Below are 15,989 nucleotides of genomic sequence, written 5' to 3' on the forward strand. Positions count from 1 at the left end.
ATGCATGAAGGCTCTGTCTTTTATACAATATTTTTAATTTTTGCAGGGGCTGCATTTCTATCGACGCTAGTATTGTATACCAAGCAGTCATTATTAGTGGCCTATATCCTGCTTGGCGCCATACTTGGCCCCTGGGGAATAGGGCTTGTACCTGATGTGACTACGGTGCAGCAAGTAGGAGATATAGGGATTGTGTTTCTTTTGTTCCTGTTAGGCTTGCACTTACAACCGCAAAACTTGGTGCATATGCTTAAAAAGGTAACTTGGATTGCTTTAGTTAGCTCCCTTCTTTTTGCTGTGCTTTCTTATTGTGTAGGTCGTTATTTTGGACTTACAGTAACTGAGTCGTGGATTTTAGGCGGGGCGATGATGTTCTCCAGTACTATCATCGGCTTAAAGTTATTGCCTACGACCATATTGCATCACCAGCATACGGGTGAAGTAATGATCAGTGTGCTGCTTATGCAAGACGTTATTGCGATTGTAGTGCTGATTTTAATTAATGGGGCACAAAAGGCAGGTGGATTATCATGGGACGACTTATTCCTAGTAGGTCTTGCTTTACCCGCATTATGCTTGTTTGCCTTTGCTGTTGAGAAGCATGTTTTAATTAGATTATTAGCTCGTTTTGATAGAACTCAAGAATATGTCTTTTTATTGTCTATTGGCTGGTGTCTTGGTTTGTCAGTATTGGCACAAAAAATCGGTCTTTCTGAGGACATTGGTGCGTTTGTTGCCGGTGTAGCTTTGGCAGCAAGCCCGATCTCACTTTTTATTGCAGAAAGTTTAAAACCTTTAAGAGACTTCTTTTTGGTTATGTTTTTCTTTTCTATTGGCGCAACCTTCAATTTTGGTTTTGTAGGGCAAGTAATTATTCCTGCTCTTATCCTTTCTGCGTTACTTCTAATTTTTAAGCCAGCTTTATTTTATTTATTATTAGAAAAATCAGGTGAAAAGAAACAAGTTTCCAAAGAGGTCGGTATTCGATTGGGACAGGCTAGTGAGTTCTCTTTGCTTGTTGCAAGTATTGCATTAAGTTCTAAACTTATTTCAGAGTTAGCTTCTAATCTAATTCAAGCAACAACTATTTTAACCTTTATTGTTTCTTCCTACTTAGTTGTGCTGAAATACCCAACCCCTATAGCACTGTCTGATAAAATGCGTAAGGATTAATTATAATGAAATTATTGGTCATATTATTGTGCTTGTTTAGCGAACGTTTTTTAGTTCATACCATTTCTTATCAGCGGTTTTATTGGTTTGGTAATTATTATCAATCAATCAAAAACATTGCAGACAAACATGGTTTTTTTAAGAACCCCTGGGCTTTGCTTGGGTTAATTGTATTACCGCTTATTGTTGCAACGGGTTTTATCTATTTGCTACTTCATGGAATATTTTACGGTTTTATGGGCGTGCTTTTAAATATTGTGTTGTTTTTTTACTGCTTAGGCCCACAGAATGTTTTTTATCCAGTCACGCATTCAGAGACTGAAAATAGTAATGAGCTCGCAGGCAATTATCTGTCCATGGTCAATCAGCAGTTATTCTCGGTGATATTTTGGTACATTGTTGCAGGTCCAATTGCAATGGTGGCTTATCGATTAATTGCCTTGTGTCGAACTATTGCGCCAGTTAGTTTTCAGGCGAATGAAATTGCTGATCTACTTGAGTGGATACCAGCGCGCTTAACTGTTCTCTTATTCTTATTGGTTGGGAACTTCCAACGTGGTTTAAAATTGTTTTCCAACTATTTTTTAGCTAAGCCTGATTTCAATAATGAAATGATCCGCGAATGTGGTTTGCAGGCTGCACGTACTAATGATTCAGAAGAAGTGCCTATGCCAGTAGCAGAAGGATTGGTTGAGCATGCCATTATTGTGACGTTGGTACTTATTGCGTTGTTTACATTGATTTCCTGGTTGTAAGATTAGCCATAGGAAATGTGTATCAACGCTGACTTCCTGATACTTGCCCGCAGGATCCAGAGATTTTGATGAGAAACTGGATTCCGCGGACAAGCTGCGGAACGTCGGAGAGGATAAAAGTTACGACACGTTGCAATCATGTTTTTAATTAATGGATCCTTAGTCGATGAATGTTTTAATACGTATTTGTTTTTGTGTGCTATTACTTAGTCTCTTTGGCTGTGTATCTAAAGCCGGACTTCGAGGGCAAGCTTTAGCTCAATGCAATGCAACATGCATACAGCATTTTGAGTTTTGTAAGCAAAATTGTGTTGATAATTGTCCTACCTGCTCATGGAATTCAACACGCCAATCTGCAGTAAACTTTTCAAAATATGTGAATGAGCGCAAAGTAGAGGGTAAAAAGGTCATGCGTGAGTTGAATTCTTACCGCGATCCACTACAATGCCGCAAAGTTACATGTGATTGCATCGCTGATTTAACAGCATGTAAACAAAGTTGTTCTGGTGTAATCCATAAACGATTACAAGCGATACCTAATTGTGTTTAATAGATAAAAAGAATGTCGGGGACATGTTCATGGCAAATGAAACTAATTTAGATTTGGATCCTATTGAAACGCGTGAATGGCTGGATGCCCTACAAGCTGTATTGACCAATGATGGTGCTGAGCGCGGAGCTTTTATTTTACAGCAGCTTTTAAATAAGGCTAATACGGAAGGAGTAAAGTTAACTGGTTCACTCAATACTCCTTATCGCAATACGATTAAAACTTATGAGGAAAAGCCAATTCCACCAGATGAGGGGATGGCTAAACGTATTAATGCCCTAATTCGATGGAATGCCGTGGCGATGGTATTGCGTGCTGGAAAATATGCTGCTGAGCTTGGTGGTCATATTGCCTCTTATGCTTCTTCATCCACACTGTATGAGACTGGCTTCAACCACTTTTTTAAAGGCCCAAATAGTGAAGGTGGTGGTGATTTACTTTACATCCAAGGCCATTCTTCGCCAGGTATTTATGCTCGTGCATTTCTTGAGGGCCGCTTAGATGAAAATCAATTAAACAATTTTAGACAAGAGGTTGAAGTCAATGGCTTGTCTTCATACCCACATCCTTGGCTAATGCAGGATTTTTGGCAATTCCCAACAGTTTCCATGGGCTTAGGACCATTACAAGCTATTTATCAGGCACGCTTTTTAAAATATTTGGAACATCGTGGTCTTATTAAAGAAACCGGTAGAAAAGTATGGGCGTTTTTAGGTGATGGGGAAACTGATGAGCCAGAATCTTTAGGTGCTTTAAGTATCGCTGCCCGCGAGCAATTGGATAATCTTATTTTTGTAGTGAATTGTAATTTACAACGCCTTGATGGCCCGGTTCGTGGTAATGGCAAAATCATTCAAGAGCTTGAGCGTGTGTTCCGTGGCGCTGGTTGGAATGTAATTAAAGTAATTTGGGGTAGCCGCTGGGATCCTTTATTTGCTGTAGATAAAGATGGTTGGATGCAAAAGCGCATGGAAGAATGTGTTGATGGTGAATATCAGGCTTATAAAGCAAATAATGGTGCTTATGTAAGACAACATTTCTTTAATCAATACCCTGAGTTAAAGAAAATGGTTGAGCACTATTCAGATGACGACATTTGGCGCTTAAATCGTGGTGGCCATGACTCTCAAAAAGTATATGCAGCATACGCTGAAGCCGTAGCTCATAAAGGCACTCCTACCGTAATTCTTGCTAAAACAATTAAAGGTTATGGAATGGGGGCTGCAGGCGAAGGGCAAAACATCACCCATCAGCAAAAGAAAATGACTGCAGATCAGTTAAAAGTGTTTAGAGACCGATTTAATATTCCAATTACTGATGAGCAAATTGCTGACCTCCCTTTTTATAAGCCAGCGGATGATAGCCCGGAGATAAAATATCTTAAAAAGCAACGTGAAGCATTAGGTGGCTACCTGCCTTCGCGTACTACTAAAGTGGAGCCATTGAAAGCTCCTGAGCTAGCTGATTTTGCATCAGTTACCAAAGGCTTAGGTGAGCGTGAGATTTCTACTACAATGGCTTTTGTACGTATTCTTGGAACGTTATTAAAGAATAAAGAACTCAGTTCACGAATTGTTCCTATCGTTCCTGATGAGTGCAGGACCTTTGGTATGGAAGGTTTGTTCCGCCAAATCGGTATTTACTCACCAGTGGGCCAGCTATACACCCCAGTGGATCATGAGCAGGTTATGTTCTATCGCGAAGCTAAAGATGGGCAAATTCTTGAAGAGGGTATTAACGAGGCTGGTGCATTCTGTTCTTGGATTGCCGCTGCGACTTCATACAGTACCAATCAATTGGCGATGATTCCGTTCTATATTTACTACTCCATGTTTGGTTTCCAACGTATTGGTGATTTAGCATGGGCTGCGGGGGATATGCAAGCTCGAGGCTTCTTATTAGGCGGTACTGCAGGACGAACTACACTTGCGGGTGAAGGGTTACAACACCAAGATGGCCATAGCCATATCATGGCATCAACGATTCCTAACTGTGTTTGCTATGACCCAACGTATGCTTATGAGTTGGCAGTAATTATTCAGCACGGTTTATATCGCATGTATGAAAAAATGGATAACGTGTTTTATTACATCAGCGTAATGAATGAAAACTACGTACAACCTGATATGCCTGAAGGAGTTGAAGAGGGCATTATTAAGGGGATGTATCTATTACAAGAAAGCAAGAATAAATCAAAGCAACATGTTCAATTAATGGGATGTGGAACTATTCTTCGCGAAGTAATTAAAGCTGCGGAAATGCTCGAAGCTGATTACTCAATCACTTCAGATATTTGGAGTGTGACCAGCTTTAATGAATTACGTCGTGAAGGTTTAGCTGTAGAACGCTACAATGCGATGCACCCTGAACAAAAAGCCCAAGAAAGTTATGTGACCACGCAATTAAAAGGAACACAAGGTCCTGTTATTGCGGCAACGGATTACATGCGTCTTTTTGCTGATCAAATTCGTCCTTTTGTACCAAATCATTATGTGACTTTAGGTACTGATGGTTATGGACGAAGTGATACTCGCGAACGTCTACGTCATTTCTTTGAAGTTGATGCAAAATATATCGTGCTAGCGGCATTAAATGCTTTAGTTGCTGAAGGCAGCATTGATAAGTCTAAAGTAGCTGATGCAATTAAGCGTTACAACATTAATCCTGACAAGCTGGATCCAGTAACTCATTAAGAGATTTCAACAAAGGCTAGGTAATAAATCTAGCCTTTATCCAGACTACATTAGAGGACAGATATGGCAAATGAAATAGAGGTTAAGATCCCTGATATAGGCGGTTCTTCCCAGGTTGATGTGATTGAGGTTTTGGTTAAAATTGGCGATAAAATTGAGATTGATACGCCATTAGTTACTTTAGAATCAGATAAAGCCAGTATGGAGATTCCTTCCTCGGTCGCAGGAACAATTACTAGCTTGAAAGTTAATGTTGGAGACAAGGTTTCTGAAGGTGATGTGATTTTGCTAGCTACAGTAGACAATGCCAGTGGAGCTCCTAAAGAGGATACTAAGCCTAGTGAGCCAGTAGCTGAACGTAACCCTGAGCCAAGTGCTACTCAAGAAACTTCTACAGCAACCGTAGAGAAAGAAATTGAAGTTAAGATTCCCGACATTGGTGGTGCTAAAGTTGATGTAATTGAAGTGATGGTTCAAGTTGGCGACCAAATTTCAGTTGATATGCCACTGATTACGTTAGAGTCTGATAAAGCCAGTATGGAGATACCCTCTCCAGTGGCAGGGACTATCACGAAGTTAAGTCTTAAAGTTGGAGACAAGGTTTCTGAAGGCGATCTAATTCTTCTCGCTAAGACGATGGGGGCTGCGGAGCAAGCTCCAAAAGAAGAAGTGAAACAGGCTGCTGAAGCCCCCACTGCGTCTTCTGCTCCAGCAAGTGCACCTGTAAGTGCTCAGCCAGCAGCTAGTGAATACAGTTCTGAATCTGCAGCATTAGTTTCCGCAGGCCCTGCCGTTAGACGCATGGCAAGAGAGCTTGGTGTTAATTTAGCTGCTGTAAAAGGAAGCGGACGCAAAGGTCGTATCGGTAAAGAAGATATTCAAGCTTATGTTAAAGCGCGTTTGAGCGAGCAATCTGCCCCTGGTTCTGGAGCTTTCGGAATTCCAGCTGCTCCAGTCATTGATTTTACTCAGTTTGGTGAGATTGAAACAAAGCCGCTTAATAAAATTAAAAAACTTACTGGAGTGAACGTTCATCGCTCATGGATCACTATCCCTCATGTGACTCAGTTTGATTCTGCAGATATTACTGATGTTGAAGCATTTAGAAAAGAAGAAGCGGAACGTTCTAAAGATAAAGGCTATAAACTTACTTTATTGGCTTTTGTTTGTGCTGTAGTGAGCAAAGCATTACGTACTTTCCCCCAATTTAATGCATCTTTGGATGCCAGTGGAGCTAACTTAATTTATAAAAAATATTGCAATATTGGGATCGCAGTGGAAACTCCAAATGGTTTGGTTGTTCCTGTAATTAAAAATGTTGATAAATTAAGTATTGCCGAGATTGCTACTGAAATGGGACGTTTAAGTGCTAAAGCTCGTGATAAAGGATTAATGCCAGCGGATATGTCTGGTGGTTGCTTCACGATTTCAAGCCTCGGTGGTATCGGGGGGACTTCATTTACGCCTATAGTGAATAGCCCAGAAGTTGCGATTTTAGGCTTGTCTCGTTCAGAGATAAAACCTGTCTATGAGAACGGAGCGTTTCAACCAAGGCTGATATTGCCCTTATCATTATCGTATGATCATCGTGTTATTGATGGTGCAGAAGCTGCGCGCTTCACGCGTTTTATTTGTGATAGCTTAAGTGATATCCGACGAATTTTGCTTTAATAACTGATTAATAAATAAAGAGGTTTTGCAATGGCTAGTAAAATAAAGACTGATGTTGTCGTATTAGGAAGTGGCCCAGGTGGATATACTGCTGCATTTAGAGCAGCTGATTTAGGAAAGAAAGTTGTTTTGGTTGAGCGTTATGATTCATTAGGTGGTGTTTGCTTAAACGTAGGTTGTATCCCATCTAAAGCTTTATTACACATTGCTAAAGTTGTTGAAGAAGCGCATGAGATGGAAGATCAAGGTGTGAGCTTTGGCAAACCAACCATGGATAATAAAAAAATGGTTGCGTGGAAAAACTCCGTTGTTAGTAAATTGACTGGAGGCTTAAAAGCACTGGCAAAACAACGTAAAGTTGAGGTAGTTACTGGTGTAGGTAAGTTTTCTGGCACGCATCAAGTTACTGTGGATACTAAAGACGGTCCTGTTGACGTTGAGTTTGAAAATGCAATTATTGCTGTAGGTTCTGAATCAGTTAACTTACCATTCATTCCAGAAGACAAGCGTATATTTAGCTCCACTGGTGCTTTAGAACTTGCTGATATTAAAGGCAGCTTATTGGTTTTAGGTGGTGGAATCATTGGTCTGGAAATGGCAACTGTTTATTCTGCTTTAGGAGTAGATGTAACTGTTGTGGAGTTTATGGACCAATTAATTCCTGGTGCTGATGCTGATTTAGTTAACGTGTTACAAAAACGTATGACCAAAAAAGGCGTTAAATTCTTGTTAAAGACCAAAGTTACTGGGGTTGAAGCGAAGAAAGATGGTATTTACGTTTCTATGGAAGGCGAACACAAGACTGATAAGCCACTTTGCTTCCAACAGGTTCTTGTTTCTGTAGGTAGAAAGCCTAACGGTGGTATGATTAATGCTGAGAAAGCTGGCGTTAATGTCGATGAGCGTGGATTTATTCAAGTAGATAAACAACAACGTACCAATGTTCCACATATTTTTGCTATTGGGGATGTTGTAGGCCAACCTATGTTAGCACATAAAGCTATCCCTGAAGGTAAAGTGGCTGCAGAAGTAATTGCAGGCATGAAACATTTCTTTGATCCTAATTGTATTGCCAGTGTTGCTTATACTGATCCTGAATTAGCTTGGGCTGGTTTAACTGAAAAAGAAGCCAAAGAGAAGGGCATTCGTTACGAAAAAGCAACCTTTCCTTGGGTTGCGAGTGGGCGTGCATTAAGCATGGGGCGTGAAGAGGGGATGACTAAATTGTTGTTCTGCCCAGATACAAATCGTATCCTTGGTTCTGGGATTGTTGGTGTTAATGCAGGTGATTTAATTGCTGAAACTGCATTAGCAATCGAAATGTGCTGTGATGTGGAAGATATCGCATTAACGATTCATCCTCATCCAACATTATCCGAAACAATTGCTCAGGCGGCTGAAGCTTTTGAAGGAACGATTACTGATCTTTATTTACCGAAGAAAAAGAAAGATTAAGTCTACGTAGGTAGCCCGTATTCGTACAGCGTAATATGGGGATTTACGCCAAAATGTCCCGTGTTACGACCTTTGTCTAATACGGGCTACATTCTTTAGGAGCACAAGGAATTATGTGGAATATCCGCTGTATGCACGAATCTGATATAGATAACGTTTATGCAATTGAAACCACGGTTCATATTGCCCCTTGGAGTCGTACTATTTTAAGAGACTGTGTGGTGGTAGGATATGATTGTCTCGCTCTTGAAACAAGAATAAATGATGATTGGGTACTTGGTGGCTATATGATTTGTAGACGCAGGGACCATGTTTGTCATATCTTAAATTTCTGCATTGCCAAACACTTACAATCACAAGGCTATGGACGTAAGTTTCTAGAGCATGTGCTTAAGTTGCTAAGTAAGAACAAAGATACTCACTCAGTTATGCTTGAAGTAAGGCCAAGTAATGTATCTGCACTGCATCTTTATCAAAGTATGGGATTTGAACAGGCGGAGATTAAGCAGAATTATTATAAGGATAATGACAAAGTAGAGGATGCTATTCTTTTAAAGAAATTTTTACGAACAAAATAAAGCTGCGAACAAGGAATTCGTTGAGCCCATGGCTCTCGGTTACAAGCAACCAGGCGACATTAATTATCGATGTACATTTTTAGCAGTAAAAAAGTTAATAAAACTTGCCTGTCAAGACTGTTTTTTCTTTATTTCTTTGTTATCATACACGACCCAGACAACCTGTCTGTTCGCTCATCCACTTGTGGATAACTTTTCTGAAAAATCCTTAATACACCTAAAGCATATCTTTATATTCTCAAGGAAAATCCTTTAATATCTAGGCCTACGCTATTGTTCTATGTTTTTTTTGGGCCAAAGGGTTATCCACAAAATCTGTGGATAACCTTGTGTATAGATCTGTGAGTTATTTGAAAACCAATCATTTACAGGGGTGTGTTAATTTTAACCACCATATACGATATGGTTTTAATTATTGATAAATCTGTGTCTAGAAGTAGAATAGGTGCGATTCTAATTTAGGATGATGCGATTTTTTATAAGGAGATTTATACATGAAGGTATCGACATACGGTATGTGGGAAGAGTTTCGTACTCAGTTCGTAACATCGTTACTTACTATTCCTGAATTTAATTGTACACGTGAACAAATCGATGAAGCATTATTAGGACCAGTAATTACAGAAGTTGTTGATGTTGCGTTTAAATGCCATGAAGAATTGGCAAAAACTGACTCTCCATTGAGTATGAAGGACCGAATGATTTTTTCTTATGAAAAATCCTTAGAGTCAATCCTGCCAACTTTGGCTTTAGCCTTACAAAAGCAGCCAGAACTTATTGCCCCATACCATGAATTCTTTAAAAAAGAGTGTCTTGTTTTTGCTAAAGATAATGTTGATTATTTAAACCGTTTAGGTGATATAAGCCGCAAGATTAAATCTCAGTATATGGGTGAATTGTATGGAAAGGATTTTACGACGACTTATCCAACTTTGGCAAAACTAATACCCTTTAACGATTTGGAACTTGTTAATGCAGCGGCTAAAGCTGTCTCAGCGGAAATAAAAAAAGAATGCCCTGAATCGATTCATTCGCAAATGGAGTTGCATGTTTTTTATATCACGGAAATTTCAAATCAACGAATGGTCAAAGCAAGTTTTTCTGAAGACTTTAAAAGAGAAACTGGGTTGAGCATGGAAGAGTTTAAGAAACAACATGCTGCAGATAAAAAAGAGCAAGCTGTTTCTGTGACTGTTGGAGGGATGTTTAAAGAGGTTAGTACTAATACGAAAGGGAGCGAGCACTTAAGCCATTCTTTTACTCCAAGTTAGAAGCTGATTGCGTATTATGCTGCTCCGTTGGTAGGCTGGGCTGTAAAGCCCAGCAAAACTCTGATGCGACTACCGATGCGGAGCTTACAGCCCAGCCTACATTAAAATGGTTAAATGAGTACAAAAAAATTAACTATAAATACCAAGTCAAGACTGTTTTTTATTTTTTTCTTTGTTATCATGTCCGACTTGAAGTCTTATCATCCCTACCCACAGCCTGTGGATAACTTTTTCAGCTATCTTTCTGTATTTTTTAAACTAATAAGTTAAATTTCTCGATTAAACCCTTTGGCAATGCGACTTTAACCTTCAATTCTGTGATTAAAGTATTTATGCTTTATCCACAAAATCTGTGGATAACCTTGTGTATAGAGCTGTGAATTACTTGATTAATCAGTCTGTTTTTGACTTGTTTCAAAATTCAACATATCTCTTTTTAAGAGAGCACGACGGGATAAATGATATTTAATTATTCACTATGAATTAGTGATCGCCAAATTATCATGACAAATATGAAGGGGATATGGTACCCTTGGAAGTTGTATTTCCTTGATTAAAAAACACATTTGTTGAGAAGAAATTCATGAGAAGAACTCGTTCCAAACCCAATCCCACGCCACAAACCGCTGAAATCGTTAATTTAAGTCATGATGGAAAAGGTGTGGCTCGTATTAATGGGAAGGCCACCTTTATTCAAGGTGCATTACCTGGTGAAACGGTAGAGTTTCAATATACCCGTGTAAAAAAAGATTTTGATGAGGGGCAATTATTATCAGTGATTGAACCCTCTGCTTTGCGTGTAGAACCGAAGTGCCCACATTATGCTATGTGTGGTGGGTGCTCTTTACAGCACTTAAGCGAGAAAGAGCAGATCCATTTTAAGCAAGAGCAATTAATCGATTTATTGGCACGTTATGGCCATACCCAAGCGCAAACCGTATTGCCGCCTTTAGTTGCTAATCATTGGAATTATCGAAATAAAGCACGTTTAAGTGTGCGCTATGTTGATAAGAAGGAATCCTCAATGGTGGGGTTTCGAGAGAGAAATAATCCACGTTATATTGCTGAAATTACTCAGTGTCCTGTTTTAAATGCTCGATTGGATCAAGACATTATTCCTCTAAGAAATTTAATTAATTCGATGGAAGATAAATACTGTATTGCGCAAATCGAGGTAGCAGCGGGGGATGAGGAAATTGGCCTGATCTTTCGTAATTTATCACCATTAACTGCGGCCGATGAATTAAAGCTTCAGCAATTTGCGGAAGACTATCAGTATAAGATATTCTTACAGCCTGCAGGTCCTGATAGTGTTTACTGTTTTTACCCTCACAACTCAAGTGACTATTTAACTTATAGTTTGTCTGATTATCAAATAACTTATTCATTTCATCCTACTGACTTTACTCAAGTGAACTCAGAGTTAAATCGCTCAATGGTTGCACTTGCGCTGGAGCTAATGGACTTAAAAAGTACAGATATCGTGCTAGACTTATTCTGTGGGCTAGGCAATTTTTCGCTTCCTATGGCTAAATCTTGTGCCAAGGTATTGGGTGTTGAAGGCAGTGAGGCAATGGTTGAACGAGCCTATATGAATGCCAAATTAAATCAGTTGAGCAATGTTGATTTTTATGCCGCTAATTTAGATGATGTTCAAGAAGTTCAAAAATTAGTACAACAAACATGCAATAAGGTTTTAATTGATCCTCCACGTTCCGGGGCATTGGAAATTGTGAAGCAAATTGATGCCTTAAACCCCGAACGTATTGTCTATGTGTCGTGTAATCCCGTAACATTGGCAAGAGATACTGATATTTTAGTAAACCAAAAAGGTTATGTCTTGATAAAAGCGGGTGTGATGGATATGTTTCCGCATACTGCTCACGTCGAGTCAATCGCGTTGTTTGAAAAAGGATAATACTCATGGTTAGAGTCAAAGATACTGTTCCCCTGGCTGCGGATGGCAGCATTGATGTTAATTTATGGTTACATCAACTTGGTGCAAAAGGTTATTTGGACAGTATTGAACTCATCCGAAATGCTTGTGCTTTAAGTCAATTGTCAGGGCAGGATCATGCTACGGAAACGGGACATTCCTGCTTGCAACAAGGATTGGAAATGGCCGATTTGCTTGCGGATCTGGAGGTTGATCCGGAAACATTGGCGGCGGCAATTATTTTCGAAAATGTTCATTACGCTGATTTATCCCTAGATGATGTTGAGGAGCAGTTAGGTCCCAATATTGCTAAGCTTGTGAAGGGCATTGAGCGCATGAGTGCAATGCATAGTTTTCAAGCTTTGAATAAATACCCTCAAAATAAACATCAAATTGATAACATCCGTAAAATGTTATTGGCTATGGTCGATGATGTGCGGGTTGTTTTGATCAAATTGGCTGAACGTTTATGTATTCTTAGAGCAACAGCTCATTTACCCGAAGCTTTGTGTATCCAATTAGCTACGGAAGCGATGGAAATTTATGCTCCTCTAGCAAATCGTTTGGGAATAGGGGCCATAAAATGGGAAATGGAGGATTTGGCATTTCGTCATTTGCATCCTGCTGATTACAAGGCCATTGCCAAAGGATTAAAAGCGAAGCGTCTAGAACGTGACAATTTTGTTAATGACATTGTTGCGCAATTAAATGAACAGATCAAAAACAGTGGGGTTGAACATTTTGCCGTATACGGCCGCTCTAAGCACATCCATAGCATTTATAAAAAGATGACGCGTAAGAATGTAGCACTGGATGAAATATACGATGCAACAGCGGTGCGTGTTCTGGTAGAAACAGACCATCAATGCTATGAAGTATTAGGAATGGTACATACCTTATGGAAGCAGATTCCTGCTGAGTTTGATGATTATATTATTAATCCTAAAGAGAATGGATATCAATCATTACATACCGCGGTAGAATGTCCTGAAGGGCGGGTGTTCGAAGTACAGATTAGAACCTTTCATATGCATGACTTGGCTGAGATGGGTGTGGCTGCGCATTGGAAATACAAAGAAGGTGGTGCTACTCATAAAGAGAGTCATGAGCGTAAGATTGAGTGGCTGCGTGATGTATTAGCATGGCATCGAGAAATGGCCAGCAATAAAGGGGTTCCAGAAAGTGCAACTACTGAATTTTTGGAAGACCGAGTTTATGTATTTACGCCAGATGGTGATGTTTTAGATTTACCACAAGGCGTTACTCCTTTGGATTTTGCTTATCATGTACACAGTGATTTAGGGCACCGTTGCCGAGGAGCGCGCATTAATGGACATATTGTACCGCTTACCTATCAATTAAAAACTGGGGATAAGGTTGAGGTTTTAACTGGTAAGCAAATTAAACCTTCACGAGATTGGATTAACCCTCATTTAAATTACTTAAAAACTTCGCGCGCGAAGGCCAAAGTATTGCATTGGTTTAAGATGCAGGATTATGAACGTAATCTGCAAGAGGGGCGGGAGTTATTAGATAAGGAATTGAAATCATTAGGGATTAAATCAGATAAGCTTAATGAAGTTGTTAATGCATTGCATTTCAAAAAGCTGGATGATCTTTATGCTAACTTAGGACGTGGTGATATTAAAATTGGGCAGATTATTAATAAGCTTGCTCCGCCACAAACGTCTGAAGTAAATCTTGATAAATTTGTCAGATCGCAAGGAAAGCCAGAGGTAACTGGAAGTGATTTGCGTATCGAAGGCGTAGGAAATTTACTGACCTTTATGGCGCGTTGCTGCCAGCCTGTTCCAGGAGACAATGTGATTGGTTACATCACTATTGGACGTGGGGTATCGGTGCATCGTCAAGATTGTCCTAATATTATTCATGCGAGTGAGCGACAAAAACAACGTTTTTTACAGGTAACCTGGGGAAGTGCTACTCGCGAAAATTATGTAGTGGACATTTTGATTAAAGCCTTTAATCGCTCAGAACTATTGAAGGATGTAACCTCGCTACTTGCGAATGAAAAAGCGCATGTTTATGCATTACAAACTCAAAGTAATAAGCATGAAAATATGACGTTTATCACTTTAACTGTGGATATTGATGGTTTAAGCAGTTTGTCGCGGCTTTTGGCGAAGTTGATGCAGATTCCTAATGTTTTGGAGGCGAGAAGACAAGTATAGTTTTATGTCTTGCTTGTCTGATGTTGGCTGGTGTAACGCTCAGCATGGGATTAAATTACTACTACTGATGCTGGGCTTTACAGCCCAGCCTACATTAGTTAGCAAAAATAAATCCTGCAACAACTGCTCGTTGTTCACTTAACAATACGTTGTATGTTCTGGACGCAGCACCAATTGACATGCATTCAATACCCACTCGATGCTGTGATAGGGCACTGATAATGGACATCGGTGGAAATTTTCCAGTTTGTTCATGACCGATAATAACGACTTCAGGATTAAATTGAAGTAACTGCTGTAAATACTGCTCATCCATCGCTTGAATATCATGAATTGCTAGATCAGAGATGACTTCCTCTTGAGAAACAATTAGACTTCGCTCATAAGTAATCGAATTAATCTGAACTTGATTTTCACTGTAAGCTTGCACCGCATTTTTTTCTGCTGCTTCTAAATTAATATTCATGGTTTTCGATGATTCATTGAGTTATAGTGGCTACGAGTATACTACAGAGGTCGATATTATGAGTCAATTTCCCCGCATTAAACGGTTACCACCTTATGTTTTTAATACGATGACCCAATTAAAAATGGAAGCACGAGCGCGCGGAGAGGATATTATTGATTTTGGTATGGGAAATCCCGATCAACCCACGCCACCTCATATCGTCAATAAATTGATTGAAGTGGTGCAACGACCTGATACGCATCGTTATTCTATGTCCAAAGGAATACCGCGATTAAGACGTGCCATGGCATCTTGGTATCATCGTAATTATGATGTTCATTTAGATAGTGAAACTCAAATTTTAGCAACCATTGGCTCTAAAGAGGGATTGGCACATTTAGCTTTAGCAATTAGTGGACCTGGTGACACCGTATTAGTTCCTGATCCTGCTTATCCAATTCATACCTATGGATTCATTATTGCTGGCGCAAACGTAAAACAAATTCCATTAATTGATGAATTGCAGTTTTTAGAGTCAGTTGAAGAGACGATTAATAGCAGCTGGCCCAAACCTAAAGCACTAGTAATCAATTTTCCATCCAATCCGAGTACTCATTGTGTTGATTACCCATTTTTTGAAAAGGTTATCGAGTTGGGTAAAAAGCATGGCATTTGGATTATTCACGATATTGCTTATGCAGATATCGTATTTGATGGCTATAAAGCGCCTTCGATATTACAAGTCCCCGGAGCAACGGACATTGCTATAGAAACCTATTCAATGTCTAAGTCATATAATATGCCCGGCTGGCGTGTTGGTTTTGCTTGTGGTAATACCGAATTGGTTGCTGCATTAACACGCATCAAATCCTATTTGGATTATGGTACCTTTACTCCAATTCAAGTAGCAGCCATTGCCGCTTTAGAGGGCTCTGATGATTGTGTTGAGGAAATTCGCTCCCTTTACGAAAGACGCCGTGATGTGCTTTGTGATGGATTAAACGCAATTGGCTGGGAAGTCACTAAACCCAAAGCAACAATGTTTGTTTGGGCACCGATTCCTGCCCACTATGCATCTATGGGATCGTTGGAGTTTAGCAAATACTTACTTAAAGAAGCGCAAGTTGCAGTATCACCAGGTATTGGTTTTGGTCAGCAAGGAGATGGTTTCGTTCGTTTCGGACTGATTGAAAATAAAGATCGCACACGCCAAGCTTTACGGAATTTAAAAGCGATGTTTCGCCGTGATGGATTAATAAGCGCCTAA

General features: G+C 39.7%; 12 protein-coding genes. 11 read left to right on the top strand and 1 reads right to left on the bottom strand.

What is annotated here, in order from left to right; all coding sequences use genetic code 11:
• The 10 genes from J2N86_RS08035 to relA all read left to right on the top strand — a co-directional run bounded on the left by J2N86_RS08035 (window position 1) and on the right by relA (window position 14,274).
• Window positions 1-1,173: a cation:proton antiporter gene (locus tag J2N86_RS08035; protein WP_252578872.1), complete on the top strand. Its 1,173-nt coding sequence runs from the start codon at window positions 1-3 to the stop codon at window positions 1,171-1,173.
• Between the two features lie 5 nt (window positions 1,174-1,178).
• A complete protein-coding gene (ampE, locus tag J2N86_RS08040) occupies window positions 1,179-1,928 on the top strand; it encodes a regulatory signaling modulator protein AmpE (protein WP_252578874.1) in 750 nt (249 codons plus the stop codon).
• 166 nt (window positions 1,929-2,094) lie between these two features.
• Window positions 2,095-2,478, top strand: a complete 384-nt coding sequence (locus J2N86_RS08045) for an acyltransferase (RefSeq protein ID WP_252578876.1) — start codon at window positions 2,095-2,097, stop codon at window positions 2,476-2,478.
• Between the two features lie 29 nt (window positions 2,479-2,507).
• On the top strand, window positions 2,508-5,171 hold the full coding sequence (gene aceE / locus J2N86_RS08050) for a pyruvate dehydrogenase (acetyl-transferring), homodimeric type (protein WP_252578877.1): 2,664 nt from the start codon (window positions 2,508-2,510) through the stop codon (window positions 5,169-5,171).
• 63 nt (window positions 5,172-5,234) lie between these two features.
• Window positions 5,235-6,842, top strand: coding sequence for a dihydrolipoyllysine-residue acetyltransferase (gene aceF / locus J2N86_RS08055; RefSeq protein WP_252578879.1), 1,608 nt, complete (start codon window positions 5,235-5,237; stop codon window positions 6,840-6,842).
• A 30-nt stretch (window positions 6,843-6,872) separates the two neighbouring features.
• The gene (gene lpdA, locus J2N86_RS08060; protein ID WP_252578880.1) at window positions 6,873-8,297 is read left to right on the top strand and encodes a dihydrolipoyl dehydrogenase; all 1,425 of its coding nucleotides are present in this window, start codon (window positions 6,873-6,875) and stop codon (window positions 8,295-8,297) included.
• Between the two features lie 110 nt (window positions 8,298-8,407).
• Window positions 8,408-8,875 (top strand): ribosomal protein S18-alanine N-acetyltransferase, encoded by a 468-nt coding sequence (gene rimI / locus J2N86_RS08065; protein ID WP_252582427.1) that lies wholly within the window; start codon window positions 8,408-8,410, stop codon window positions 8,873-8,875.
• A gap of 494 nt (window positions 8,876-9,369) precedes the next feature.
• Complete coding sequence (locus J2N86_RS08070) at window positions 9,370-10,146, top strand: hypothetical protein (RefSeq protein WP_252578881.1); 777 nt, start codon at window positions 9,370-9,372, stop codon at window positions 10,144-10,146.
• A 583-nt stretch (window positions 10,147-10,729) separates the two neighbouring features.
• Window positions 10,730-12,064 carry a 23S rRNA (uracil(1939)-C(5))-methyltransferase RlmD gene (rlmD, locus tag J2N86_RS08075; RefSeq protein ID WP_252578882.1) on the top strand — a complete coding sequence of 445 codons (1,335 nt, stop codon included), beginning with the start codon at window positions 10,730-10,732 and terminating at the stop codon, window positions 12,062-12,064.
• A 5-nt stretch (window positions 12,065-12,069) separates the two neighbouring features.
• Window positions 12,070-14,274 carry a GTP diphosphokinase gene (gene relA / locus J2N86_RS08080; protein ID WP_252578884.1) on the top strand — a complete coding sequence of 735 codons (2,205 nt, stop codon included), beginning with the start codon at window positions 12,070-12,072 and terminating at the stop codon, window positions 14,272-14,274.
• Window positions 14,275-14,368: 94 nt separating this feature from the next.
• Here relA and J2N86_RS08085 read toward each other — a convergent pair whose 3' ends face one another.
• On the bottom strand, window positions 14,369-14,740 hold the full coding sequence (locus tag J2N86_RS08085; protein WP_252578885.1) for an Mth938-like domain-containing protein: 372 nt from the start codon (window positions 14,738-14,740) through the stop codon (window positions 14,369-14,371).
• 58 nt (window positions 14,741-14,798) lie between these two features.
• On the opposite strand from J2N86_RS08085, the gene alaC reads away from it, so the two are divergent.
• Window positions 14,799-15,989 (top strand): alanine transaminase, encoded by a 1,191-nt coding sequence (gene alaC / locus J2N86_RS08090; RefSeq protein WP_252578886.1) that lies wholly within the window; start codon window positions 14,799-14,801, stop codon window positions 15,987-15,989.

The organism is Legionella lytica (assembly GCF_023921225.1).
Lineage (GTDB): Bacteria > Pseudomonadota > Gammaproteobacteria > Legionellales > Legionellaceae > Legionella > Legionella lytica.

Coding starts and splice junctions, on each gene's coding strand:
- J2N86_RS08035 (WP_252578872.1), top strand. CDS start 1: ATGCATGAAGGCTCTGTCTTTTATACAATATTTTTAATTTTTGCAGGG.
- ampE (WP_252578874.1), top strand. CDS start 1,179: ATGAAATTATTGGTCATATTATTGTGCTTGTTTAGCGAACGTTTTTTA.
- J2N86_RS08045 (WP_252578876.1), top strand. CDS start 2,095: ATGAATGTTTTAATACGTATTTGTTTTTGTGTGCTATTACTTAGTCTC.
- aceE (WP_252578877.1), top strand. CDS start 2,508: ATGGCAAATGAAACTAATTTAGATTTGGATCCTATTGAAACGCGTGAA.
- aceF (WP_252578879.1), top strand. CDS start 5,235: ATGGCAAATGAAATAGAGGTTAAGATCCCTGATATAGGCGGTTCTTCC.
- lpdA (WP_252578880.1), top strand. CDS start 6,873: ATGGCTAGTAAAATAAAGACTGATGTTGTCGTATTAGGAAGTGGCCCA.
- J2N86_RS08070 (WP_252578881.1), top strand. CDS start 9,370: ATGAAGGTATCGACATACGGTATGTGGGAAGAGTTTCGTACTCAGTTC.
- rlmD (WP_252578882.1), top strand. CDS start 10,730: ATGAGAAGAACTCGTTCCAAACCCAATCCCACGCCACAAACCGCTGAA.
- relA (WP_252578884.1), top strand. CDS start 12,070: ATGGTTAGAGTCAAAGATACTGTTCCCCTGGCTGCGGATGGCAGCATT.
- J2N86_RS08085 (WP_252578885.1), bottom strand. CDS start 14,740: ATGAATATTAATTTAGAAGCAGCAGAAAAAAATGCGGTGCAAGCTTAC.
- alaC (WP_252578886.1), top strand. CDS start 14,799: ATGAGTCAATTTCCCCGCATTAAACGGTTACCACCTTATGTTTTTAAT.